This is a genomic window from Bradyrhizobium sp. S3.3.6 (assembly GCF_040546905.1).
Taxonomy (GTDB): Bacteria; Pseudomonadota; Alphaproteobacteria; order Rhizobiales; family Xanthobacteraceae; genus Bradyrhizobium; species Bradyrhizobium cytisi.
On the sequence record NZ_JBEPOT010000004.1, the window covers coordinates 584,675 to 609,615 of the forward strand.

Sequence of the window (24,941 nt, forward strand, 5' to 3'; positions counted from 1 at the left end):
GGACCGCACCGGCAGCGTGGGGCGACTATGAGAAACGAACTACTTCGGAAACCGCGCCGCAATCGAGGCGAAGCACAGGACGACGTCGCGCGGCTGACGGAAGCTACGCCTTCGCGCGGCCGACCTTGCCGGCGAAGTGCTTGCCGTTCAGCTTCTTCTTTTTCGCCGTGGTGGTTTTCGCGCCCACCTTCTGCGCCTTGCGCTCGGCGCGCGCCTTCACCTTGGCGCGTTCGGCCCGCTCCTCGGCACGCTGCTTCTTGCGCTTGGCTTCGCAGGAAGGACACTTGCAGCCGATCGGCTTCAGATAGGCTTTGAAATAGTCGGTGCCGTAGTCGTAGTTGATCTCGTCGCCCGGCTCGATGTTCTTGATGGCGCGGATGAACACCTTGCGCTCGCGCGGACGGACGTCCGACTCGGCGTTGGGCCGGCAGGAATGGTTGATGTAGCGGGCGACGTTCTTGCGCACCGAGCCGTCGATGGTCCAGCGGCCGTTGAGCTCGAACAAATATTTGTTCTCGATGTCGTCCTGCGCAGGGATTCGGCAGTCCAGAATCGGCCCGAAATAACGGATGATCCGGGTGCCCTTCCTGATCGGTTTGGTGGCGAAGAGGCCAAGCCCCGTCTTGGAGCGGCCGACGCGATAAGGTTTGTTCGACGAGATGGCTGGCATGATCAAGTGTAAAGAGGACGCGAACGAGGCTGCATGAGCCCAAGCGAAGCCGCTCTTCTAGAACGATTCCGCGCCCCTGTCAGGACTATCGGAAGCGCGATTGACCTTGCCCACAGTGAAAGTGTCGGGAGCCGCGAGTTCCGCATCATCGCTCGCCTGCGCCGGCCTCGATCTTCCGCCAATGCCCAATGCTTTCTGCTCGATCCCTGGGCGCGACGGCTCGCGCGGTCGCGCGAGCATGCATGACAGGAATTGCCGACGTTCCGTTCGATCAGGTGCTTGGCAGCTTTCCCGCCACCGTCGACTTCAGGATCGCTTCCAGAAGCTGCTCGGCCGTCGTGCCATCGGGCAGCCGCTCCAAAATGTCCTCGAGCCGACCGTCGAGCAGCAGCATGGTGAAGCCGTGCACCATCGACCAGGCCCGCGCGATCGCGGCGCCCTGCTCGATGGTCAACTTGTCGCCGCTGATCGGCTCCTGCCGCATCGCGCCGATCGCATTGGCAAGTCCGGCAAACGAGGATTCCGCGGCCTCGTGCAGCGAAGGCCTGGAATAGTCGAGCCGCTCGGTGCGGAACATCAGACCGTACATGCCGGGATGGGCCTGGGCATAGGCGACGTAGGCTTTGGGCCGCGCCAGCGCCCGTTCCAGCGGCGAGGTGGCCGCGTCGCAGGCAGACGCCATCGCCGCATTGAACTGGCGGAAGCCGATTGCGGCGAGCTCGCTGACGAGGCCGGTGAGATCGCCGAAATGATGCGTCGGCGCGGCATGCGAGACCCCCGCCTCGCGCGCCACCGCGCGCAGCGTCAGGCCGCCGAGCCCGTCGCGCTCCAGCACCCGTTCGGCCGCCTGCAGCAGCGCCTCGCGCAAGGCGCCATGATGATAGGGCGTCTCGGCCTTCGCGCTCGCCCGGCGGCGCGCCGGCCGAGATGCCGGCGATTTCGGGGCGCGCGCGAGGTGCGCCGTTTCGCTCTTAGTGTCGGCGGTGGTGCTGCTCTTGGCCATTTACAAGCTATATGACGCAATATTGACAGTGTAAAGATTTCGCTTGACGGACGCCGCGCTTGGTCCTATTCCATCTTTACGATGTAAAGATAGGGAGGGATACGCCGTGCAGCAGGACGCCACACCTGAGCGCCGTAACAATATCGCGCCGATTCCGTTCGAGGCGGACGCGCCTTTCCTCAGGATCGTCGGCGAATTGCCGCGCGAGTTGAACGGCACGCTCTACCGCAACGGCCCCAATCCGCAGTTCGACACGCCCGGCGCGCACTGGTTCGTCGGTGACGGCATGCTGCATGCTTTCCACCTGGAAAACGGCCGCGCCAGTTACCGCAACCGCTGGGTCCGCACGCCGAAATGGCTTGCCGAGCACGATGCCGGCCGCGCGTTCTTCGGCAACGGCTTCGGCCGCAAATTGCCGGACGCACCTGCCCATGTGACTGACGGCGGCGTCGCCAACACCAACATCATCTTCCACGCCGGCAAGCTGCTCGCGCTGGAAGAGGCGCATCTGCCAACCGAGATCGAGCCGGGCACGCTTCAGACGCGCGGCTATTGCAACTACCAAGGCCGCGTCGCCGGTACGTTCACGGCGCATCCGAAGATCGATCCTGTCACCGGCGAACTGGTATTCTTCGGCTACAACGCGTCGGGGCCACTCACGCCCGCGCTCTCATTTGGATCGATCGATGCATCAGGCAAAGCGACGCGCTTCGAGCGGTTCGAGGCGCCCTATGCCAGCATGGTGCACGACTTCATCGTCACCGAGAACCATTTGCTGTTTCCGATCCTGCCGCTCACCGGCAGCGTGGAGCGCGCGATGGCGGGCCGGCCGCCTTACGCCTGGGAGCCGGAGAAAGGCGCCTATGTCGGCGTGATGAAACGCAAGGGGGCGAGCAAGGACATCGTCTGGTTCCGCGCGGAAGCCTGCTACGTCTTCCACGTCATGAACGCGTGGGAGGACGGTGACTGCATCGTCGCCGACGTCATGCAGTTCGAGGAGGCGCCGCTGTTTCCGCATCCCGACGGCCGGCCGACGAATCCCGAGAAATCCTTTGCGCGCCACTGCCGCTGGACCTTCGATCTCTCTGGAAATACCGACCGCTTCCAGCAGACGTATCTCGACGACCTCACCGGCGAATTCCCGCGCATCGACGATCGCCGCGCCGGCTTGAAAAGCCGTCACGGCTGGTACGCCTGCGCCAATCCGCGGCTGCCGATGTTCGGCGCACTGTCCGGCATTGTCCATGTCGACGGCAATGGAAAGCGGCTCGGCCACTATCTGCTGCCGGCCGGCGACACCATCTCCGAGCCTGTTTTCGTCGAGCGGTCGAAAGATGCTGCGGAAGGCGACGGCTGGCTGCTCGCTGTGGTCTGGCGCGCGCGGGAGAACCGCAGCGACCTCGCCGTGTTCAACGCCACCGACATCGAGGCCGGTCCAGCCGCGCTGGTGCAACTCGGCCATCGCGTGCCCGACGGCTTTCACGGCAATTGGGTGGGAGCGCAGTAGCTCCCTCCCCTGTCATTCTGGCTCGCACCACTTGCTTGGCGCGAGCCCGGAATGACGGATCGAGGAGACTTCGCATGCACGTCCCCGCCATCACGGCGAACTATCTCGCGATCCTCGCGCTGATCTACGCCGCGCTCGCGCTGCAGGTCATCCGGCTGCGGCGGAGCAACGCTGCCCCGTTCAACGACGGCGGCAATGAAGGCTTGCGCAGCGCGATCCGCGCCCATGGCAATTTCATGGAATACGTTCCGATCATCGCGCTGATGGTGGTGTTTCTCGAAATGTCCGGCGCATCGCCCTTGCGCATTCACCTGCTGATGGGGGCGCTCGTGCTGTCGCGGCTCTTGCATCCGCTCGGCATGTCCGCGACGCCGGGCTCGCTCAAATTCATGATCTGCCGCAGCGGCAGCATCTTCCTGACCATCGGTCTGCTGGTCTCTTGTGCACTGACCATTCTGTCGCGCCTGCCCTGGGCGGCCGTCGCCGACGAGATATCGGATCAAGCCATTGCAATGATTGAGTTTTTACATGTTGTTCAAGTCATTTTGACACTGTAAAGATTTCGCTTGACCCGACGCCGGCCCTGAACTACCAATCTTGACATCGTAAAGATTGGTTCGACCGAGGCGACCATGACGATCTTCCTGATCCTTGCTCCCTATGGCGTCTACACTATCCTGATGATGGTGACGTCGGCCACGACCAGCGTGTTCGTGGCCTCCGCGATCTGCCTCGCCACCATCGCGATCGACGTGGCCTGCGGCCGCTCGGTGAAGATTTTGGCCGCGGGCTCGGCGATCCTGTTCGCAGGCATCGGCCTCACCCTCGCGCTGCACGCCCCCTCGCTCAGCGCGCTCGGCGTCAGGCTTTCGGTCGATATCGGCATCTTCGTCATCTCGCTCGGCTCGATGCTGGCGCGCCGGCCCTTCACACTGCAATACGCGGTTGAATCCGTGCCGGCCGAGACCGCGGCGATGCCCGGCTTCCTCACCGCCAACTACGTCATCACCGCCGCATGGACCGCGGCCGCGCTCTTGATGATGGCCGCCAACATCGTGCTGCTCTACTTCCCGGGCTTGCCGGTGTGGCTCGGTCTCGCGGTTGCCTTCGCCGCCCGCAACAGCGCGATCTATTTCACCAAGTGGTATCCCGAATATCGCCAGATCAAGTATGGTGCGCCCGCCGGCGCGTTGCCCGAAGCCCAGTGAGACAGGACCGACAATGAAGGACGTATTCGCCCGCCTCGCCTCCGATTTCCTGTCGGCCATCGTCTTCCTGGTGATCTATCTCGTCACCGACAACGTCATCCTGGCTACGTCGGTGGCGATTGCCGGCGCGATCGCGCAGGTGATCTATGCGCGCGTCAAGGGGCGTGAGCTCGGCTACATGACCTATGCCAGCGTCGCACTCGTCATCGTGCTTGGCACGGTCACGCTGCTGACCAACGATCCCCGCTTCATGCTGGCCAAGCCTGCGATCGCGCATTTCGCGATCGGCGCGATCATGCTCAAGCGCGGCTGGATGCTGCGCTACATGCCGCCGATCGTGGTCGGGACCGCGCCGGAATATGTCACCGCTGCGGGCTATGCCTGGGCCGCGCTGATGTTCGTCCTCGGCGCCGGCACGATCGCGGTCGCATCCACCGGCGATCTGAAGCTGTGGGCGTTCTATATCTCTGCGGTCGCGGGCGGCGCCAAGGCCCTCGCCTTTGCCGTGCAATACGTGGTGTTCAGGCTCGTCGTCACCAGCCGCCGGCGCGCCGCCGCCCGCGCCTGAATGCCGCCCAAGCGGCATTAGGCAGGCGTTAGGCAGCGGCTTCAAGTTGCGCTATAGGCTCGGCCCAGGACGGGTTGCGGATCATCGCAGCCTGCCGGGACATTGTTCGGGAGACGCGAATGGCCGTGGACGGAAACTGGAATCTGACCATGACGACGCCGATGGGCGAACGCCAGGCGACGCTGAGCCTGAAGGAAGCGGGCGGCACGCTCACGGGCACGCAAGGTGCGGAAGGCAATACTGCCGAGATTTTTGACGGCACCGTCAGCGGTGACGCCGTCAACTGGAAGGTCTCCATCACCAACCCGATGCCGTTAACGCTCGAGTTCATCGGAACGGTCTCCGGCGACAGCATGAGCGGCGAAATGGGCATCGGCCCGATGGGCAGTTTTCCGTTCACTGGCGCGAAGGCGTAAGCTTATCCTCTCGTGTCCCGGACGCGGTGCAGCGTGTAACGCTGCTCCGCAGAGCCGGGACCCATGCCGCCACATGGACCCCGGATCAGCAGCGCACCGCTTCGCGCTGCGCAGCATCCGGGGAAAGTGGAGCTAGCCCAGATTCAATTCCTTGAAGAAATCATTCCCCTTGTCATCGATGATGATGAACGCCGGGAAGTCGACGACTTCGATTCGCCAGATCGCTTCCATGCCGAGCTCGGGATATTCGAGCACCTCGACCTTCTTGATGCAGTGCTCGGCGAGGTTTGCCGCGGCGCCGCCGATCGAGCCGAGATAGAAGCCGCCATATTTCTTGCAGGCCTCGCGCACCGCTGGCGCGCGATTGCCCTTCGCCACCATCACCATCGAGCCGCCGGCGGCCTGGAACTGGTCGACGAAGGAGTCCATGCGGCCCGCAGTGGTCGGACCGAATGCACCGGAAGCGTAGCCTTCGGGCGTCTTGGCAGGTCCCGCGTAATAAACCGGATGGTTCTTGAAATAATCCGGCAGCGGCTCGCCCTTCTCCAGCCGCTCGCGCAGCTTGGCATGCGCGCTATCGCGCGCGACGATCATGGTGCCGGTCATCGAGACCCGCGTCTTGATCGGGTTCTTCGAGAACGTCGCCAAAATGTCCTTCATCGGCTGGTTGAGGTCGATCTTGACGACCTCGCCGCCGAGCGACTCCTCCACCTGCGGCAGATACTGCGCCGGGTTGTGCTCGAGCTCCTCGAGATAGACGCCGTCCTTGGTAATCTTGCCGAGCACCTGGCGGTCGGCTGAACAGGACACGCCAAGCCCGATCGGCAGCGAGGCGCCATGGCGCGGCATGCGGATCACGCGGACGTCGTGGCAGAAATATTTTCCGCCGAACTGCGCACCCACGCCCAGGCTTTGCGTCATCTTGTGGATTTCCTTCTCCATCTCGACGTCGCGGAAGGCGTTGCCGTCAGGCGAGCCGTGGGCCGGCAGCGCATCGAGATAGCGGGCCGACGCCAGCTTCACCGTCTTCATGCAGAGCTCGGCCGAGGTGCCGCCGATCACGATCGCAAGGTGATAAGGCGGGCACGCCGCGGTGCCGAGAGTGAGGATCTTCTCTTTCAGGAAGGCAAGCAGCCGGTCCTTGGTCAGCACCGAAGGCGTGGCCTGGAACAGAAAGCTCTTGTTGGCGGAGCCGCCGCCTTTGGCCATGAACATGAACTTGTAGGCGTCATCACCTTCGGCGTAGATCTCGCACTGCGCGGGCATGTTGTTGGCGGTGTTCTTCTCCTCGTACATCGAGAGCGGCGCCACCTGCGAGTAGCGCAGATTGCGGCGCAGGTAGGCATCGCGCGCGCCTTCCGACAGCGCGGCCTCGTCGTCACCATCGGTGACGACGTTGCAGCCCTTCTTGCCCATGATGATCGCGGTGCCGGTGTCCTGGCACATCGGCAGCACGCCGCCGGCCGCGATGTTGGCGTTCTTCAGGAAATCCAGCGCGACGAACTTGTCGTTCGGGCTCGCCTCGCCATCCTCCAGGATCGCGCGGAGCTGCTTCAGATGACCGGGGCGCAGATAGTGGTTGATGTCGCCGAAAGCCGCCTCCGACAGCGCCCGCAGCGCCTCGCGCGACACCACCAGAATGTTCTTCCCCAAGACCTTCTCGACCCGGACACCCTCTGACGTGATCTTCTTGTAGGGCGTCTTGTCCTTGCCCAGCGGGAACAGCGGGGTGTGCTTGTAGGGTGGGACGGGTTTTGAGGCGTCGGGGAAGGCGGTGGGAGCGTTCATGGGGGCAATCTCGGGGTTTTGGAGCCCTCGCGGGCCTCTCAGCATAGAAGCGTTCTAAGCTTTTTTGCCGCAAAGGGAAGGCGTTCTGGCGCGGCCGGGGCATCCCGATTCGGTGCCATGGCGGCCATTTTGCGATCCCCTCGTTCGATCAGCGGGTGGTCACGGTTGTACCCATCAGGCCGGGTTGCACCCCTTGCACTTCGCGCGCGGCGACGGTTGAATGCGCGCCCTCAAGGGGCTTTTCATCATGATTTTCAAACTGCACCTCCGCGGCGCGATTGTCCTCGCCGCCGCAATCATTGGCCTGGTGACCCTCGCTGTGCCTGCGCGCGCGGACCAGTGCGACGACATCGCCAAGCAGCTCGCCGGTGGCGTTGACGGGCTGAAGGTCAACTTCAAGGCCGCCAACATCATCTACCTGACCCATCCGGCGGCGAAGGAGCTGTCGCTCGGCTGCCGTGCCCAGAGACAGACCTATTCCAACGAGCTCTACGCCAAGGGCGACCGCAAGCCGACACCCCAGTTCTATGATCTGGTCGCTTCCGCGGCCGCGATCATCTTCACGGTGACGAAGGACGACACCACGACCGGTGCGACGCGCTGCCTCAAGCGCATGGGCCTGTTGCGCGGCGACAAGGTGACGATGCGCTACAAGCGTCTCAACATGGAATGCACGCGCACCAAGACGGATGCGACGATCGCGATCACGCGGCCTAAGGACGAGTAGGTCGAGCTGCCGCCACACACTCCGTCATTGCGAGCGCAGCGAAGCAATCCAGAGTCTTTCCTCGGAGGGATTCTGGATTGCTTCGCTGCGCTCGCAATGACGAGGAGAGATCGGAGCTCTCCCTGACACAGGACAATGTCAGGCACGAAAACAGTGCGTCTTTCCCTCGCATTTTAACGATTGGCTTGACGGAGCTTTCGTCCCCTCCGGAGCAGGATCAATTGTTTCAATCTGTGAGGATTTGTGGATGAGCGTTTCCAGCGTTGCGCCGCCGCCTGTGACGGTCGTGGTCCCGAGCTACGACACGACCAAGCAGGCGGACGACCAGACCAAGACCAAGGACAACGATCCGACCTATCAGCCGACGCCGCCTGCGCCGCTGCCGCCGGGCCAGGGGACGCGGATCGATCAGCTCGCCTGATCCGGCTTGCCTGCGATGGATCGCCCGGTCCGGTTGACCGGGCTTTTCGCGCGTCCGGGCTTGCGGGATAGCGCGGCCAGATTCGTGCGGGGACGGCGGGGAACCGCGCTTGATCGCACGCCTCCTATTGCATCATGCGATTGCTGCCGGCCGCATGCTGGCCGAAACAATGCTATCAATGGCTCGGTCGCGTGAGGGAGCCAGATCGAACATGATCGCACGCCTGCTGTTGCAGAACACCGTTCTCACCGCCGGAATGGGCACGCTGCTGTTTGCCGCCGCCGGCACGCTGCATTGGCCTGGCGCGTGGGTGTTTCTCCTCACCTCCGTCCTGCTCGGCCCGCTCTGCGGCTGGTGGCTCTACCGGATCGACCCGGCGCTTCTGGCCGAACGTCTGCGGCCTGTTCTGCAGCGAGATCAGCCGGCCGCAGACAAGATCTTCATGGTCGTGTTCGTCGTGGCGATGCTGGGCTGGCTCGTCGCGATGGGACTCGACCGGCGTCATCTTGCGTCCCACATGACCATCGCATGGCAGGCACTCGGCTTCATGCTGTTCCTCGCCTCGACACTGTTCACGCTGTGGGTATTTCGCGAGAATTCGTTCGCAGCACCCGTGGTGAAGCTGCAGGCCGAGCGCGCGCAGCGCGTGATCTCGACCGGGCCCTACGCCCATGTCCGCCATCCCATGTACAGCGGCATGATCCTGTTCTTCGCCAGCGTGCCGCTGATCCTCGGCTCGTGGTGGGGAATGGCGATTGCGCCGCTCTTCCTGGTGCTGCTTGCGGTCCGCATCCGCATCGAGGAGCGCACGCTCATCGCGGGCCTGCCCGGCTATGCCGACTATGCGGCACGGGTGCGCTACCGCCTGCTGCCCGGACTGTGGTGATTCACGCATCCAGCTCCTTGTAACGGCGGAAGATGCCCTGCTCGTTGAAGGGAATGCGGCGTTCGCTTGCAAGATAGGCCTTGATATTCGGCCGCGCCGCGACACGGTCGTGCAGGCCGACGAGGCCAGGAATGTCTTTCTCGAACGCCTTCATCCGCTTCGGGAAGGCATAGCGCAGGCCATCGACGATCTGGAACAGCGAGAGATCGACGTAAGTCAGGCGCCGACCGGTGACATAGGCGCCGCCATTGTCGTCGAGCAGCTGCGCGAAATAACCGAGATACTTCGGCACGCGCTCGTCCCAGAACTCGGCGGTGCGCTTCTTCGCCGGCGGTTTCTGGTCTTCGTAGTACATCGAGGGCCCGAGCGGATGATGGGTGTCGTGGATTTCGACCACGAGATCGGTGATGGTCAATTGAAGCTGGTGCACCCAGAGTTTTCCGGCATCGGTCTTCGGCGCGAGGGCGTGACGGGCGCCGAGATAGAGCAGGATGTTGGCGGTCTGCCCGATGACGAGCTTGCCCGCTTTCAGGAACGGCGGCGCAAAGGGCGGCGTGCCCTTGTGGGCCCCCATCATCTTCATCATTGCGCCGCTGCCGCGGGGGCCGCGTGCGACGTCGTCGTAAGCCGCGCCCGCTTCCTCCAGCGCCAGCCGCACATATTCACCGCGGCCCTGGATCTCGGGCCAGTAGTAGAGCTCGTACTTCATGAGAAGGGTCCGTGAGCGTGGAAGCGACGGAACCAATGTAACACGCAGCCGAAGGTTCCGTCAGAGAGGGACGAGACGCTCGCACCACACACCCGCAAAGCAAATCCAGACAATCATCGCGGAGGGACGCTGGATTGCTTCGTCGCATCAGCGCAAAATTGCTTCGCAATTTTGTCGCGAGCTCCTCACAATGACGGAGGCCTCAATTCGCCGCGAAACAATACAGCAGGCCATCGCCGCCGGTGCTCTTCAGATCGGCCTGCGAGCAGCCTCCATCGGGGCCACGCGAGAGGTGAGAGCTATTCCAGGACTTTGAGGGCTCGTCGTCGCGCAGGCCTTGGCGATCGGCATGACCAACGATCGCCGCGCCTTGCGTGCTCGACGTCCAGTTCTTGCAGGTCTTGTCGTCGCCCGCGGCAAAGGCGGTGCCGTCGGCTTGCGATCCCGTGAGGATGTCATGCCGGTTCGGCGTGTCGCCGCGGCCGTTGATGACCTCGCCCTTCTCGCTGAGCGCGGTCTGCTTGGTGAGATTGTTGGCCGCGCTGTGGAGGTCGGCCACGTCCTTGGCAATCACCACGCCTTTGGCGTTCTGCCACGGTCCCTTGCCGATGCGGTCTTTGGCATTGACAGCCGGCTTGCCGTCGGCGGCTTGTGCCGAGAGATAGGCGCGCCAAGTTTTTGCAGCGGCACCGCCAACCTGCGCCAGCTTCTGGCACTGCGCATCTGCGCCATCAAGGCCGCCCAGATCGGCGCCCTTGCCGGGACCGATGGAGGTCACGAAGAACGTCATGTCGGGCGACTGCGCTTGTACCGATGGCGCCGCAAGCAAGGCTGCAGCGAGCGCAAGGCCTGACATTGTCACGGATCTTGCGGTGCGGATCATCCTGTCCTCCCGGTTGTGTTTGTATTTGGCCGCCTGATGTCAACCCGACGCGCGCCCGCTTATTCCGCTGCCGCGATGCGAGACGTCCAAAGAAAAAGGCGCCGTGCAAGAAGCACGACGCCCTGGTTTCCGATGTTGCGCGCGATCAGTTGGTCTGCTGGATCGCCGACAATTCCCAGGCGCTGCCAGGGCGGCGAGCAAAGGTCCAGACTTCGGTGACTTCGCCCGGCTGCTCGCTGCCGGCGACGAGCGCGCCGGTGTTGCGGTCGACCGTCTTGTCGGTGAGCGCAAAGCGCAACGCCACGGTCGCGTACTCGGTCTCGCCTTCGCGCCAGGCTTCCGCGAGGTCGCCCTGCAGCAGCTTGACGTTGGTCACCTTGTTCACGGCGTTGCGCGCGCGGTTCTCGGCGAGATCCCGCTCGAAATAGGAGACCATCTCCGGCGTCGCCAGCGTATGCAGTTTTGCAACGTCCTCGTTCGACCAGGCGGCCTGGACGTCGCCGAGCAGACGCTCAAATGCTTCGTAATCGTCCGGCTTGATCTCGAGCGGCGCATTGTTGGCGCCGAAGCCGAAGCCGCCGCCGAGACCCGAACCAAGACCGCCGCCAAGACCGCTGCGATAGCTCGTCTGCGGTCCCGGGCCGGTGTCAGCGCCGGCATAGGCTGCCTGCGGCGCGTTGCGGCGCTGCCACCAGGACATCGCCAGCCGCACCACGAACACGACGAGCACGATCTGGATGATCAGGCCAAGAATCGATGACAGCCCGCCGAGGCCGCCGAACAGGCCGCCGCCGAACAGCATGCCCAGAAGGCCTGCGCCGAGGAAGCCGGCCGCAAGACCACCCAGGAAGCCACCGCCGCGGCCGAACAGGCCGCCGCGCGCGGGCGCAGCCGTGTTCATGCCGGCGCCGGGCTGGCTGTAGGTGCGGTTGAACTGTGAGGTGGAGCCCGGCGCGGTCGTGGTCGACGGCGGGGCGGAGAAGGTCCGCGAACCGCGCGAGCCCGACGAGACGCCACCGCCGACGCGGGCGTCAGCGGAGGAGATCGCAAGCGCCGTCGGCAGCGCGAGCGCCAGAACGACGGCAATCGTCTTCACGAGAGTGCGGGACCATTGCGAGAAATTCATGTTCGTTTCCCAAATCCCCGGCATGGGGACGTGCCAGTAAGATGGGCACCCTTTAGCAAAAGGGAAGCCGGTTTCGGAACCCCCGGCTGCGGCCCTCAGTCGCGGGGATGTGGCAAAAGCCCATATTCGCCGGGGGTTTGGCCGGATGTGGCCAGGAACTGTGGTCGCGGGGTACCGGCGGCTATTGCGACGAGAATTCCGCTCTCTCCATTGCGAGCGTGTCGCCCTCACCCCTGCTTCGTCATCGTCTCCTTCACCGCCGCCACGAGCTGGCTGAGCGTGAACGGTTTTGGCAGGAAGTCGAACTGCTGCCCCTCGGGCAGGCTCTTCTCGAAGGCATCCTCGGCGTAGCCGGAGACGAAGATGAAGCGGATATCGGGGTTCTTCTCGCGCATCGCCTTGAGCAGCGTCGGCCCGTCCATCTCCGGCATCACGACGTCCGAGACGACGAGATCGATGCCGCCGCTCTGCTCCTCCAGCATCTCCATCGCCTCGACGCCGTTCTCGGCCTCGATCACGGTGTAGCCGCGCGAGCGCAGGCCGCGGGCGTTCAATGCGCGCAGGCCCTCTTCGTCCTCGACCAGCAGGATGGTGCCCTGCCCGGTGAGATCGGTACGGGGCTTCGTCTCCGCGGCCGCAGGCGCGGCGTCCTTCGCGCCGCCATTCGTCGCGGCCGGCTGTTCGACCTGCACCTCGGGCTCGGCGTGATGGCGCGGCAGGAAGATGTGGAACGAGGTGCCCTGCCCCGGCTGGGAATCGACGTAGATGAAGCCGCCGGTCTGCTTGACGATACCGTAGACAGTGGACAGCCCGAGGCCGGTGCCCTTGCCGACTTCCTTGGTCGAGAAGAACGGCTCAAAAATCTTGTCGCGGATGTCGGCGGGGATGCCGGTGCCGGTGTCGGCGACCTCGATCCGTACGTAGTCCGCCGCCGGCATGCCCTTGTAGGCGAGCTTGCCCGCCTCATCGGTCGCGACATTGGCGGTGCGGATGATCAGCTTGCCGCCGTCGGGCATGGCGTCGCGCGCATTCACCGCGAGATTGACGATGACCTGCTCGAACTGGGAGACATCGACCTTGACCGGCCAGAGATCGCGGCCGTGGATCAGGTCGAGCTTGACCTTCTCGCCGATCAGCCGGCGCAGCAGCATGGTGAGATCGGACAATGCATCGCCGAGATCGAGCACCTGCGGCCGCAGCGTCTGCCGCCGCGAGAACGCGAGCAGCTGCCGCACCAGCGTCGCAGCACGCGTGGCGTTCTGCTTGATCTGCATGATGTCCTGGAACGACGGATCGGTCGGCTTGTGCGCGTTCAGCAGGAAGTCGTTCGCCATCATGATGGCGGAGAGCACGTTGTTGAAGTCGTGCGCGATGCCACCGGCGAGCTGGCCGACCGTCTCCATCTTCTGCGACTGGTTGATCTGGTTCTCCAGCGCGCGCCGCTCGGTGGTCTCGAGCATGTGCACGATCGCGGCTTCGGCGTCGTTCTCGGCCGCATCGACCGGCGTGACGAAGAACTGGCCCCAGCGCTCCTTGGTCCCTTCCAGCGCCACCTCGACCGGCGCGATGTCGGCCTGGTTTTCGGCCGCCTGGTTGATGGCTGCAATCAAAAGGTGGCGATCGCGCGCATTGATCGCGCGGAAGATCGACTTGCTGGCGCTGTCGAGCCCGAGGGCCTGCGCGAGCTTGGCGTAGCGCGCATTGGCCCGCACCACGTTGCCGCCGCGGTCCACGGTGGCGATCGCCATCGGCGTGTGATCGAAGAAGCGCATGAAGCGCACTTCGGCGGCGCGGTCGGGATCGCTGCGCTCGTCGCGGGCACGGCTGATGACGAGCGTGCGCGAGGGCCCCGGCGCGCCGTCGGCGCCGAACGCGAGCTTGTGATAGAGCCGCACCGGCATGGTCTTGCCGGTACGCATGCGCAGATCGATGTCGAAGACTTCGGTCTTCACCTCGCCAGGCACCGCCACGATCGAGCTCAGCAGCGAAGCGCCGTCGCCCGAGACGATGTCGGCGAGCTTCAGCCCACCGGAGCCGATCTCGGCGAGATCATAGTCGAGCCAGTTCGCCAGCGTCGCATTGACGTAAGCGAGCTCGCTGGCGGGATTGACCGAGAAGAAGCCGCACGGCGCGTGATCGAGATATTCGATCGCGTGCTGGAGCTCCTGGAACACGTCCTCCTGGCGCTCGCGGTCGCGGGTGATGTCGGCGATCGACCACACCGCATATTTGGCCTCGCGCTTGCCCGTGCCGAGCGGGCGCACCCGCATGCGCAGCCAGCGGCCCTGGCTACCGTCGTGGCCGGAGATGCGCACCTCTTCCTGCTGGCGCTTGCCTTCGCGCGCGGCCTTCAGCAGGCGGAACACCGCTTCCGAAACGTCCGGGTTGCCGATGAAGACGCGCTCCACGGGGCGCACATCCTGCGGACCTGAGGCGCCGGTCAGCGTCAGATAGGCCGCGTTGGAATAGACCACATGGCCACGCGGATCGGTCACCGCGAGGCCGTCGAAGGCGTGATCGGCGATACGCCCCATCACGGGATCGTCGAGATTGCGGTCGACGAAGCGGATGATGCCGGCGGCGAAGGCGAACAGATTGAACAGGCCGATCATCGCCAGCACGGCGAGGATCCCGAGGATATAGGGCTGCGCCTGCGCGCGCCCGAGCGTCATCAGCCCGATGGCGACCGCGACGAGGCCGGTGGCCACCAGGAGCACCAGCGCAATGCTGCCCGAGCGCGGCGACGGCTCATGCGCCGCAACGGGCTCGCGTGACAGGTCGTGGTCGGTCTCGGCAGTCATTTCACGCTGGCATGGCCTGTCGACAGAGAATCAACGCGCCACGGGGCACGTGGGGTCCTCCCTGCCTGAATCGGACCCGCGGACGCAAGGGCGGCAGCGGCGAAACGTACGCTGATTCCCAGTTTACAGCCATTTCCGGTACTTTTCGGGGTTTTATTGCCGCGCGGCGCTGAAACCGCGCTTCAGCCGGATGACGTAGCCGATGACTTCGGCGACTGCATGGTAGTGCTCGACAGGAATTTCCTTGTCGATTTCGGCGGTGGCGTACAGCGCGCGGGCCAGCGGCACGTTCTCGACGATCGGGATGTCGTGCTCGCGCGCGATCTCCCGGATCTTGAAGGCGAGGTTGTCGACGCCCTTGGCGACGCAGATCGGCGCCGACATGCCGCGCTCGTAGGACAGCGCCACCGAATAGTGGGTCGGGTTGGTGATGATCACGGAGGCCTTGGGAACCGCCGCCATCATGCGCTTCTTGGAGCGCTGCTGGCGCAATTGCCTGAGCTTGCCCTTGATATGCGGGTCGCCTTCGGACTGCTTGAACTCCTCCTTGATCTCCTGGAGCGACATCTTCTGCCGCTGGAACCAGCTGCGATACTGGAAGAAATAGTCGCCAATGGCGATGATCGCGAGCGCGGCGACCACTGCGCCGAGCAGCTGGACGGTCAGGCCGGTGGTGGCGCCCAGCATGGCCATCGGATCGAGCTTGACCATCGCCTCCATGCGGTGCCGTTCCGGCCACAGGATCGTGGTCATGACCACCCCGAGCACGACGAGCTTGCCGATGCCCTTGAGAAAATTGGCTCCCGCCTGCTTGCCGAAGATGCGCTTGAAGCCGGCAGCGGGTGAGAGCTTGCTGAATTTCGGCGTGAGAGATTCGGCCGACCACACCAGCCGGTGCTGGAGCATATTGCCGGCAATCGCAGCCAGCACCAGCATCAGCAGGGGCACGCCGACCGCCGCGAACACCGCGACTTCGACCTGCTGCATCAGCACGAGCAGGTTCCCGGGGTCGGTTTTGATCATCCAGGAATTGGCGAGCAGATTGCGCATCGGCGTCAGCAGCCCGCTGCCGACCGAGCCGGAGAAGGTCGAGACCACGAGCGTGCCGCCCGCGATCATGAACCAGGTGTTGATCTCCTGGCTTTTGGCGACGTCGCCGCGTTCGAGCGCCTCTTCGAGACGTTTTTGGGTCGGGTCTTCTGTTTGGCTCTCTGGATCGTTGTCTTCCGCCATCGATCACCCGTTACCAGTTACTTGAGCGGCATCATCTGGTGCATGACACCGATGAAGTAGTCGAGATAGGTGCCCATCATCGCCGTGAGCACCACGGCCAGCACCATGAAGCCCGCGAAGATCGATAGCGGCACGCCGACGAAATAGACCTGCATCTGCGGCATCAGCCGCGCCAGCACGCCGAGCCCGATATTGAAGACGAGGCCGAACACCAGGAACGGGCCGGAAAGCTGCAGGCCGAGCAGGAACGCGGCGGAGAAGGCCCGCGTGGCGAGCGAAGCGACGTCGCCGCTCGATACGGTCTCGCCCGGCGCGAAGATCGCGTAGCTGTCGTTCAGCGCCGCGATCACCAGGTGATGGCTGTCGGTGGCGAACAGCAGCGTGACACCCAGCATGGTGAGGAAATTGCCGACCAGAACGCCCTGCTGCCCTTGCGTCGGATCGACCGAGGTGACGAAGCCAAGTCCCATCTGCTGCGCGATCACGGCGCCTGCGACCTGCAGCGCCGACAGCGTCACGCGCGCGGTTGCGCCGAGCACGATGCCGATCACGATCTCATGCAGCATCAGCACCAGCATCGGCGCGAGCGAGCCCATGTCGACCTGATAGGCATTGCGATGCAGCGGCAGGATGATCAGCGTCAGCAGAAGCGCGATCGACAGCTTCACCCGCGTCGGGATGTTGGTCTCGCCGAGCCCCGGCAGCAGCATCACCATCGCGCCGACCCGGGCGAAGGCGAGCATGAAGGCCGCGGCAAGCGCCGGCAGCAACGAGACGTCGATGCGCATGGTGGGCGCATAGTGCCTCAGCCGCCGATGATTCGCGACGAGATCCGCAGCATGTGGGAATGAAGCGCGTCGGCCATGAACGGTAGCGCCAGCAGCATCGTGGCAAAGATGGCCAGGATCTTCGGCACGTAGACCAGCGTCTGCTCCTGAATCTGCGTCAGCGCCTGGAACAGCGACACGATCACGCCGACCACGAGCCCGACCACCATCAGCGGCGAGGACACGATGACGATGGTCCAGATCGCATCGCGGGCGACGTCGAGGGTCTCGGGTCCGGTCATTTCAGAATTCCCTTATTCAAGCTTCATCCCCGCCGCACCGACGAGAACCACACACCCCTCCCCGTCATTGCGAGCGCAGCGAAGCAATCCAGACTGGTGCCTGCGGAAAGATTCTGGATTGCTTCGCTTCGCTCGCAATGACGGCGGAGGCCGAAATCAGATCGGCATCTTCATGATGTCTTCATACGCCGCGATCACGCGGTCGCGGACCGAGACCAGCGTGGACACCGCAACGTCCGTGTCGGCGACCGCCGTCACCACGTCCATCACGTTGGCCTTGCCGGAGGCCATCGCCACGGTCTGCGCGTCCGATTTGCGGCCGGATTCCATGACGCTGCCAACCGCGTCTTTCAGCAGCGAGGCAAAGGACTGCCCGCTCGCCTCGCTGCCCTTGCCGGCGCCGCTGTTCTCCAGCACGCGGGCAAGGTTGGCATAAGCATTGGCCGCGATTGTCGGTGTTGCCATGGCCTGGGGTTTCCTGTTCAGCTCTTAAGGATGTCGAGCGTGCGCTGGATCATCCGGCGCGTTGCACTGATGATGTTGACATTGGCCTCGTAGGACCGCTGCGCATCGCGCATGTCGGTCATCTCGACCACCGAATTCACGTTGGGATATTTGACGTTGCCGGTGGCATCCGCCGCCGGATTGCTCGGCTCGTATTTGACGCGGAAGTTGGACTGGTCGGGCTTGATCTTGCCGAGCGTGACGACCTGCGCGTCGAGCGTGCGGTCGAGCGCCGCGGAGAATGTCGGCACCTTGCGCCGATAGGGATCGCCGCCTGCGGTCGGCGCGGTCGAGTCCGCATTCGCGATGTTTTCCGAGATCACCCGCATTCGCCCGGCCTGCGCCCGCAACCCGGAGGTCGCGATCGCCATCGAGCGGGCAAAGTCGCTGCTGTCATTCGCCATGTTGCGCCTCTCCTAGCTCTAGCCCTTGCCGATCGCGGTCTTCAGAAGATGCAGGCTCTTCGAATAGAGCGAGGTGACCGCCGCATAATCCATCTGGTTGTTGGCGGACTTCATCATCTCCTCTTCGAGATTGACGGCATTGCCCGCAGGACGGGTCTCGAAGCCCGCATTCTTGTTCTGGTCGAAGCTCGAGGCCGCGCCCGATGACGTCATGTGCGAGGCGCTGGTGACGGCCATGGCGAGCGGCCCGATCGAGCCCGCCGGGGCGCCGGTCTTGTCGAATTTCGGCTCGACCAGCTCGCGCGGCCGGAAATTGGGGGTGTCGGAATTGGAGACGTTCTCGGACAGGACGCGCTGGCGTTCCTGGTGCCACTGCATCTTGGTGCGAAGCGCCGACAGCACCGGAAGATCGTTGATGGACATCGTTGCGGCTCCTTGCGCCTCTTGCAGACCCTGAGGTCCGAAGCTAGGCAGAATTTGCCGCGTGTATGGTTAACAGGTGGTTAAGGCGTGGCGGATGCATGTTTCTGATTGAGACATGCAACGCTCCCCCCGTGATTCTACCCATTCCAAAAGCCGCATTAACCCAACTGCCTGGCGGCCCTGCGCAGGCCAAGAAGTCGTTTTGGATCGGGCGATTCATAGGTTATTAAGACTTGGGGACGGCAAAGCTTGCCGTGGGACGTTAAGAGATCACAGTTTTGGGGCATCGCACGCCGGTGGTCGGCGCATCCGACCATAGGCACGAGAGAAGCGCCATTTACCGGGGACAGGTATGAACGGTAGCCCTATCACCTTCATCGTCGCGTTCATCGTCGTTCTGGCGTTGATCGGCGTCGCGGCGTGGCTGGTCCGCCGATTCGCGACCACCCGGCTCGGCGCCAACACCCAGCGCGGCAGGATGCCCCGACTTGCGGTGATCGACGCGGCCGCAGTCGATGGCCGCCGGCGCCTGGTGCTGGTGCGCCGTGACAATGTCGAACATCTCCTGATGATCGGCGGCCCGACCGACATCGTCGTCGAACCGAATATCGTGCGCGCCGCAGCCGGCCGCGACCAGATTCCGCAGCGTCCCAGCGCGGCCGAGCCGCCGCGCCTCGCCCCGATGCCCGATGCCGGCAGCTGGGCCGACGAAGCGCCGCGACCCGAGGTGCTCGACCATCCCGAGCCGCAAATGCCCGAGCCGCCGCCGCGGCCCGCACGTCCGTCCTTTGCCGACGAAGTCCGCCGGCCGGCGCCCGCTCTGGCCGAACGCCGTGGCGAACCGGCGCTCGGCGGCTTTTCGCCCGAACCGATGCCGCCGCGTCTCGAGCGTGAGCCCCGCCCCGAGGCGATGCCGCCGCGCGTTGCTCGCAGCGAACCGCCGCTGATGCCGCGCCCGCCGCGCCAGAACGAGCCGGCGAAGGTGCCGCCGGTGCGTGCCGAGCGCGCGGCCGCGCCGCCGCCTCCTCCGCCCGCGCCGCAGGCACCGCCCGTTCCGCCGCCGGCCGCAGCTGCCGCGCCGTCGAGTGCCGAGCAAAATCTCGCCGAGATGGCCCAGCGCCTCGAGGCGGCGCTCCGTCGTCCGGCCGGCGAGACCATCGCCCCACCGGTTGCGCCGGATCCGCCCGCCGCGCCGCCGCGCGCCGCACGGGTCGATCCGCCGGCCCCTCCGGCGCCGCCGGCCAGGCCGGCTCCGGAAAAGACCAGCTTTGAAAATCTCGAAGACGAGATGGCCTCGCTGCTCGGCCGTCCGAAGCCGTCTTCGTGAGGCTGACGTCCTTCCCGCGTAGAGTTCTTGTCCCCTCTGTCCTGATCGCCGCGGCCTTGCTCGCCACCCCTGCGCATGCGCAGGACATCAGCATCAATCTCGGCGGCCAGGGCGGCGGCGGGGTCACCGAGCGCGCGATCCAGCTGATCGCGCTGCTCACGGTGCTGTCGATCGCGCCGTCGATCCTGATCATGATGACGTCGTTCACGCGCATCGTGGTCGTGCTGTCGCTGCTGCGCACAGCGATGGGCACGGCGACCGCGCCGCCCAACTCGGTGATCCTGGCGCTGGCGATGTTCCTCACCTTCTTCGTGATGGGGCCGGTGCTGCAAAAATCCTACGACGACGGCATCCGTCCGCTCGTCGCCAACCAGATCGGCGTCGAGGACGCGCTCCAGCGCGCCTCCGTCCCCTTGCGCGGCTTCATGCAGAAGAACGTGCGCGAGAAGGACCTGAAGCTGTTTCTCGATCTCTCCGGCGAGCCACCGCCGGCGACGCCTGACGAGCTCGCGCTGCGCATCCTCGTCCCTGCCTTCATGATCTCCGAGCTGAAGCGCGCCTTCGAGATCGGTTTCCTCCTGTTCCTCCCCTTCCTGATCATCGACCTCGTCGTCGCCTCGGTGCTGATGTCGATGGGCATGATGATGCTGCCGCCCGCGACGATCTCGCTGCCGTTCAAGCTGATCTTCTTCGTGCTGGTCGACGGCTGGTCGCTGGTGGCGGGAAGCCTGGTGCAGAGTTACGGGGGGTGATGACGCCAGCGGCGCATCCCCTCTGCCCCGACGATAGATAGCCTCCGCCCTCTCCCCGTCATTGCGAGGAGCCCTTGCGACGAAGCAATCCAGAATCCCACCGCGGAAAGATTCTGGATTGCTTCGCTGCGCTCGCAATGACGGAGGATGCGGCGCTGTCCCGGCCGCGCTTCGCGCGGAAGCAGGGGTCCTACCGCGTCATCTTGATCTGCCGCACGACGGGGATCGTCGGCAGCGAGCCGGTATGATCGGTCTCGTCCTTGGCCTGCGGGGCCGCGGGGGCGCGCGCGGTGGCGTCGGGGAAACGCTGCTTCATTTCGCGGAGGAAGCCGTCGAGCGTGTCGACGCTTGCGGCGAGCTTTGCAATGTCGGCGAATTCGGCGCTGGAGGCGCCCGCCGGCTTGCTGGCGATGTCGAAGGCGAGCCGGTCGGCGCTCTCGCTCATCAGGGGGGCATATTTCTCGCGGAAGCGCGACAGCCCGATCGAGTCGTCGGCGAGCGCATAGCCGACCGCGGCACGGATGATGTCACTCTTCTCCACCGCATTGAGCGGCTTGAAGTCGCGGAAGCGGTCGCCGTAATAGAGCTCGATCTGCTCGGCGGACTCGCGCCAGCGTCGCCCCGCCCAGAAGATGTCGGACCGCAGCCGCAGCACCTCACGCCCACTGACGTTGGAGACGATGTCGAGCGCGAGATCATGGCGGCCGACGTCGCTCTGCGCGCGCGCTTCCAAGAGCAGGCGCTGCTGCCGCAACTCGCCGGAGAGATCGCTGATGCGGCTGGCGCGCAGCGCGGTGATCGCCATGTCGGGCTTGCGGTTGGCGAGATAGATCATCGCAAGGCGCGCGGCGACCTGCGCGCGCGCGGCGCCTTCGAGACGGTGGTCGACCTGGTATTGCAAGAGCTCGGCGGCCTGGTCGAGCAGATCGATCGAGGCGAGACGATCGGCCAGGCGGCGGATCAGCTCGTCACCGCGGCGGCCGATCGGCGTCAGCTCGCGGAACTCGTAGAACATCCCGAGCGCCTCGACCGGCGGCAGTTCGTCGCCCTTCGGCCCCAGGAAGATCTGCGTAAACAGATCCGACGCCAGATCCTGCGCCTGGCGCGAGGCTTCCGCGTTCGGCTGCAGCTTGGTCGCGGTACGCGCCGCCGTGAGCGCATCGCGATAGCGTCCGTTCTCGGAATAAAGCTGCGACAGCATCTGCAGCGTCTTGACCTCGATCGCGTCGCCGCGCCACGTCATCGATAGCGTCTCGAGCTCTTTCAGCGCGTCTTCCTTGCTGATCTCTTCACGCTTCTGCCGCAGCGCGATTTCGAGCTGCTTGGCTTCGGCGGCGGCCGGCCGGTCATTCGAGGCGACCGCGAATTTGTAATCGTCGAGCGCATCCCTGTCGTGGCCGAGCGCCTCGGCGAGCCGGCCGCGCAGCACGGCAAAGCCGGGCCCAGCCTCCGGCGAGACGCCGACAACCTCCATCTCGCCGCGGCGCTTCGAGGCGCCGGCATAGTCCTTCACCTCGAGCGAGGCGCGCATCGCATCCATCGTCACGATGCGCTGGATGTCGAGCGGCAGCGAGGCGATGGCGAATTCGACATTCTTGAATTTTTCGCGAGCGTCCGCCCATTTGCCCTGGCGCGCATAGGCGAGCGCCTTCCAGAGCTGGGAATCGTGGCTGTTGCCGATCACTGGATTGGCGAGATCCTTCAGGCCCAGCGCCGGCCGGCCGATCAGAATGCTGGCGATCGCATGCATGATCAGCGCGCTGCTCTCCTCCTTGTTGAGAGGATCGCTCAGCATCAATTCGGTCACGGACTTGGCTTCGTGATACATCGCGCGCGACATGTAGAACTGGGCGAGATCGAGCCGCGGCAGCGAACGCTGCGCCGGCTCGACGGCCGAGATCGCCGTGATCAGATCGCTTTGGCGGGTCCAGAAATCTTCCGCCTGGCCCTTGCGCCAGCCCTCGGGATTGAAGATCGGCCGCACCGCAGTCGGTGCCCGCTCGGCCGAAACGTCGACCGGCGACAGCGTCAGGCCGCCCTTCTTGCCGAGGATGACCTTGTCCGATCCGACCTCAATGCCGACTTCGTCGGAGTTCGGCCGGATCGCGATGCCATGCGCGGATTCCAGCAGCGAGAGATCGACGAGATCCTGCCGCTTGATGAAGCCGCGGACCGGCCGTTGCGCGGTGACGACGTAGAGCATGTCGCCGGCATCAGGGTCGGTGAGCTTGTGCAGCAGGCCCGGATTGGCAAAGGGGATGGCGATGTTGGCGAGCGCGGGATCGGTGATGTTGCGCGAGATCAGCAGCGGCAGCGGCGTTGCCTGGATCTTGTCGGCGAGCGTCAGCAGCCAGTTGGTCTCCTTGCCGACCTCCTCGCTGGTCAGCGAATAGACCAGCGGTCGGGTGAGACGGATGCGTACCGCCTGCCCCTTCTCGAGCGGCATGCGACTGACCTCGCCGATCATCGCACCACCCCGGCTGCGGATCGCCTCGATGTCGATCGGCTTTGGCGAATCGAACACCAGCCATACCGTGTCGCCGCGGCGGAACGCGGCCGCCGGCGTTGCGACAGGAATCGGGAATGTCACGCGCAGGCCATCGCTGTCGCGGCGCGCATCGACGCTGGCAACAGGAGGCGGCGGCGCGGCCTGAGCCTCAGCGGGCGCAGGCTTGGGCCCTTCCTTCGGAGCTTCCTTGATCGCTTCCTTAGGCTCTTCCTTGACCGGCTCCTTCGCAGCTTCCTTCACCACCTCGTTGGGCGCTTCGGTTACTACCGGCTTGGCAGGAGCAGCAGGCGCGGCGGCTTCCATTGCGGGCGGCGCGGTCTTGGGCGCTTCCGTGACGTGCGGAGCTTCGGTCGAGGTTATTGCCGGTGCCGGCTTTGGCGCCTCGGCGGACGGCATCGCAGCGGATGCTTCCGGCTTCGCCTCCGATTTCACCTCGGGCTTCACCTCAATCCTGGCTTCGCGCGCGATCGCCTCCGAGGTCGGCGGCTTGATCTCGCCATGGGCGTCCTTCGGCTTTGCGACCGCCGGCTTTTCAGCGGCCGGCGCCGGTCCGTGACCGCCGGATTCGGCCTTTGCGATCGTGGCTTCAGGCGTCGCCGCCGCCTTGCCCTTGTCGGGCTGGAACGCGATGTCGACGACGTAGTTCTTGTCGTCGCGGAAGGAGTGCACGTCGGAATCGCCGATCAGCGCGATCTCGACGCTGGTCTGGTCGATGTCGGACTTCTGCTTGATCGACGCGACATTCGGCGGCGCGGCGACGACGGCATCGGCGAGGTCGAAGCTGAGATTGGCGTTGAAGGCGAGCGTCAGCTTCTGCTCGTTGAGCACGGAGGAGACGCCGACGCCGTCGGGCATCTCGAACACGAAGCGCACGAAGGTCGGCTGCACCGAGGCACGCACGCGGATCGGCGGACGCTTCTTGCTCTCGGCCGCAGCGCGCTGGGCGCGCAGCGCGCGCTCGGCAGCGCGCGCGCGTTCGGCGAGTTCCTTGACGACCTCCTGGGGCAGGCTCGGTGGCGGCCCCTTCCAGCCTTCCGGCATCAGATCGATAAAAGTACGCTCGCCGGCATTCATGGTGTTGACGGTGACGCGCCGCGCCAGCGACAGCCGGATCGCGCTGCCGTCGGGGTCTCGGCGGGCGGAGTTGACGTAATCGGGTGCGCCTTCCGGCACGCGGTCGACGGGAACGTCGACGGGACGGTCAAAGCGGATGATGAGGATGGAGCCGGCGGTCGTGACCTCGGAGGGAACGTCCTCGCCGAGCTTGATCACGAGACGGGCGAAGCCGCCGCCAGCTGAAAAGCTCGCCTCGCCCCGGACCGCATCGGCAGCTCGGGCACCATTATCAAGGCCGATCAGCAGACAGGCCGCCAACAAGACAGCCTTGCGGACATGACGCGACAGCCCCAGCGCCAAAGCGCGGGCTCGCGACATCAATCCAGCGGCAGCCTCTCGCGCCATTGGCGGCACTTCTTCCGGTTCGGCGGTCCATGCCGGCACTGGCGCCGGCCCGTGCCGTCGATTGTAGGTTTTGCCAATTAAGGACTTGTTAATGCTGTAATGACGACTTGATCCGGCACAATGTGTCGCGACGCCTTGTTCGTGGACCGAGACGTTCGCGCCCAGAATCTGGCGAGCAAGTGGTTAAGGAGGAGTTGACGCCTGCAAGCCGACCGCAGCTTCAATGTTGCTTTTCCGCGCCATCCGGCGCAGAGGAGCTCTCCCGCTCGAGACAAGCATCATCGTCGGTGTCGCCATCTTCCTCTTGCGGCGGCAATATATGCTGGTGGCTCAGCGCGGACGTCCAGGCAAACGTCATCGCCGCGATGAGCAGCCGATTGGCGGCTTCGATTGCGCGTTCTGCTGCGGACGAGTAGTTCATGGCTTCCTCCCGCGCTGCCGATTGCGAATGGCCGAAGCCTAGGACGAACTCTTCAGCCCCACTGGGCTCCACTTCACATTTGTGCGCGTCAACTCATCGCAGCCCCAGAAGATGCCGCTTGTTCT

Annotated in this window: 25 protein-coding genes; 10 read left to right on the forward strand and 15 right to left on the reverse strand. The window is 64.8% G+C overall.

Features of this window, described 5'->3' with window-relative positions:
- Positions 1-103 precede the first annotated feature (103 nt).
- Both ABID59_RS15550 and ABID59_RS15555 read right to left on the reverse strand, forming a co-directional pair.
- Positions 104-670: an SET domain-containing protein gene (locus tag ABID59_RS15550; protein ID WP_354083926.1), complete on the reverse strand. Its 567-nt coding sequence runs from the start codon at positions 668-670 to the stop codon at positions 104-106.
- A gap of 271 nt (positions 671-941) precedes the next feature.
- Positions 942-1,673, reverse strand: a complete 732-nt coding sequence (locus ABID59_RS15555) for a TetR/AcrR family transcriptional regulator (RefSeq protein ID WP_354083927.1) — start codon at positions 1,671-1,673, stop codon at positions 942-944.
- A gap of 106 nt (positions 1,674-1,779) precedes the next feature.
- On the opposite strand from ABID59_RS15555, the gene ABID59_RS15560 reads away from it, so the two are divergent.
- From ABID59_RS15560 to ABID59_RS15580, 5 genes are all read left to right on the forward strand, one after another.
- The gene (locus tag ABID59_RS15560) at positions 1,780-3,180 is read left to right on the forward strand and encodes a carotenoid oxygenase family protein (RefSeq protein ID WP_354083928.1); all 1,401 of its coding nucleotides are present in this window, start codon (positions 1,780-1,782) and stop codon (positions 3,178-3,180) included.
- A gap of 74 nt (positions 3,181-3,254) precedes the next feature.
- On the forward strand, positions 3,255-3,737 hold the full coding sequence (locus ABID59_RS15565; RefSeq protein WP_354083929.1) for an MAPEG family protein: 483 nt from the start codon (positions 3,255-3,257) through the stop codon (positions 3,735-3,737).
- Between the two features lie 75 nt (positions 3,738-3,812).
- Positions 3,813-4,388, forward strand: coding sequence for a hypothetical protein (locus ABID59_RS15570; protein ID WP_354083930.1), 576 nt, complete (start codon positions 3,813-3,815; stop codon positions 4,386-4,388).
- Positions 4,389-4,401: 13 nt separating this feature from the next.
- Positions 4,402-4,956, forward strand: a complete 555-nt coding sequence (locus ABID59_RS15575) for an inner membrane-spanning protein YciB (protein ID WP_148751417.1) — start codon at positions 4,402-4,404, stop codon at positions 4,954-4,956.
- Between the two features lie 119 nt (positions 4,957-5,075).
- Positions 5,076-5,372 (forward strand): hypothetical protein, encoded by a 297-nt coding sequence (locus ABID59_RS15580; protein ID WP_148751416.1) that lies wholly within the window; start codon positions 5,076-5,078, stop codon positions 5,370-5,372.
- A gap of 132 nt (positions 5,373-5,504) precedes the next feature.
- On the opposite strand, the gene ABID59_RS15585 is transcribed toward ABID59_RS15580, so the two are convergent.
- Complete coding sequence (locus ABID59_RS15585; protein ID WP_354083931.1) at positions 5,505-7,160, reverse strand: fumarate hydratase; 1,656 nt, start codon at positions 7,158-7,160, stop codon at positions 5,505-5,507.
- A gap of 247 nt (positions 7,161-7,407) precedes the next feature.
- On the opposite strand from ABID59_RS15585, the gene ABID59_RS15590 reads away from it, so the two are divergent.
- The 3 genes from ABID59_RS15590 to ABID59_RS15600 all read left to right on the forward strand — a co-directional run bounded on the left by ABID59_RS15590 (position 7,408) and on the right by ABID59_RS15600 (position 9,194).
- Positions 7,408-7,887, forward strand: coding sequence for a hypothetical protein (locus ABID59_RS15590; protein WP_354083932.1), 480 nt, complete (start codon positions 7,408-7,410; stop codon positions 7,885-7,887).
- Between the two features lie 247 nt (positions 7,888-8,134).
- On the forward strand, positions 8,135-8,308 hold the full coding sequence (locus ABID59_RS15595) for a hypothetical protein (protein WP_354083933.1): 174 nt from the start codon (positions 8,135-8,137) through the stop codon (positions 8,306-8,308).
- A 211-nt stretch (positions 8,309-8,519) separates the two neighbouring features.
- Complete coding sequence (locus ABID59_RS15600; RefSeq protein ID WP_354083934.1) at positions 8,520-9,194, forward strand: methyltransferase family protein; 675 nt, start codon at positions 8,520-8,522, stop codon at positions 9,192-9,194.
- Position 9,195: 1 nt separating this feature from the next.
- Here ABID59_RS15600 and ABID59_RS15605 read toward each other — a convergent pair whose 3' ends face one another.
- From ABID59_RS15605 to flgB, 10 genes are all read right to left on the reverse strand, one after another.
- The gene (locus ABID59_RS15605) at positions 9,196-9,903 is read right to left on the reverse strand and encodes a glutathione S-transferase (protein WP_354033238.1); all 708 of its coding nucleotides are present in this window, start codon (positions 9,901-9,903) and stop codon (positions 9,196-9,198) included.
- Positions 9,904-10,105: 202 nt separating this feature from the next.
- Entirely contained in the window at positions 10,106-10,786 is a 681-nt protein-coding gene (locus ABID59_RS15610; RefSeq protein WP_354083935.1) for a lectin, read from the reverse strand.
- 145 nt (positions 10,787-10,931) lie between these two features.
- Positions 10,932-11,936, reverse strand: a complete 1,005-nt coding sequence (locus tag ABID59_RS15615) for a Tim44 domain-containing protein (RefSeq protein WP_354083936.1) — start codon at positions 11,934-11,936, stop codon at positions 10,932-10,934.
- A gap of 203 nt (positions 11,937-12,139) precedes the next feature.
- Positions 12,140-14,713: a cell cycle histidine kinase CckA gene (gene cckA / locus ABID59_RS15620; protein WP_354033235.1), complete on the reverse strand. Its 2,574-nt coding sequence runs from the start codon at positions 14,711-14,713 to the stop codon at positions 12,140-12,142.
- A gap of 153 nt (positions 14,714-14,866) precedes the next feature.
- The gene (gene flhB / locus ABID59_RS15625) at positions 14,867-15,946 is read right to left on the reverse strand and encodes a flagellar biosynthesis protein FlhB (RefSeq protein WP_354033234.1); all 1,080 of its coding nucleotides are present in this window, start codon (positions 15,944-15,946) and stop codon (positions 14,867-14,869) included.
- Between the two features lie 17 nt (positions 15,947-15,963).
- Positions 15,964-16,734, reverse strand: a complete 771-nt coding sequence (gene fliR, locus ABID59_RS15630) for a flagellar biosynthetic protein FliR (RefSeq protein WP_354033233.1) — start codon at positions 16,732-16,734, stop codon at positions 15,964-15,966.
- A gap of 17 nt (positions 16,735-16,751) precedes the next feature.
- Entirely contained in the window at positions 16,752-17,015 is a 264-nt protein-coding gene (gene fliQ / locus ABID59_RS15635; RefSeq protein WP_027534765.1) for a flagellar biosynthesis protein FliQ, read from the reverse strand.
- A 156-nt stretch (positions 17,016-17,171) separates the two neighbouring features.
- Positions 17,172-17,480, reverse strand: coding sequence for a flagellar hook-basal body complex protein FliE (gene fliE / locus ABID59_RS15640; protein ID WP_148751406.1), 309 nt, complete (start codon positions 17,478-17,480; stop codon positions 17,172-17,174).
- Positions 17,481-17,497: 17 nt separating this feature from the next.
- The gene (gene flgC / locus ABID59_RS15645) at positions 17,498-17,923 is read right to left on the reverse strand and encodes a flagellar basal body rod protein FlgC (protein WP_148751405.1); all 426 of its coding nucleotides are present in this window, start codon (positions 17,921-17,923) and stop codon (positions 17,498-17,500) included.
- Between the two features lie 18 nt (positions 17,924-17,941).
- Complete coding sequence (gene flgB / locus ABID59_RS15650; RefSeq protein ID WP_354083937.1) at positions 17,942-18,346, reverse strand: flagellar basal body rod protein FlgB; 405 nt, start codon at positions 18,344-18,346, stop codon at positions 17,942-17,944.
- 352 nt (positions 18,347-18,698) lie between these two features.
- Here flgB and ABID59_RS15655 point away from each other — a divergent pair, with 352 nt between their 5' ends.
- A complete protein-coding gene (locus ABID59_RS15655) occupies positions 18,699-19,673 on the forward strand; it encodes a flagellar biosynthetic protein FliO (protein WP_354083938.1) in 975 nt (324 codons plus the stop codon).
- Entirely contained in the window at positions 19,670-20,425 is a 756-nt protein-coding gene (fliP, locus tag ABID59_RS15660; RefSeq protein ID WP_148751402.1) for a flagellar type III secretion system pore protein FliP, read from the forward strand. The genes ABID59_RS15655 and fliP overlap by 4 nt, the downstream gene beginning before the upstream one ends.
- A gap of 190 nt (positions 20,426-20,615) precedes the next feature.
- Here the strand turns inward: fliP and ABID59_RS15665 are convergent, their stop codons facing one another.
- Both ABID59_RS15665 and ABID59_RS15670 read right to left on the reverse strand, forming a co-directional pair.
- Positions 20,616-24,395, reverse strand: a complete 3,780-nt coding sequence (locus ABID59_RS15665; RefSeq protein WP_354083939.1) for a tetratricopeptide repeat protein — start codon at positions 24,393-24,395, stop codon at positions 20,616-20,618.
- A gap of 220 nt (positions 24,396-24,615) precedes the next feature.
- Positions 24,616-24,816 (reverse strand): hypothetical protein, encoded by a 201-nt coding sequence (locus tag ABID59_RS15670; protein ID WP_354033229.1) that lies wholly within the window; start codon positions 24,814-24,816, stop codon positions 24,616-24,618.
- Positions 24,817-24,941 lie beyond the last annotated feature (125 nt).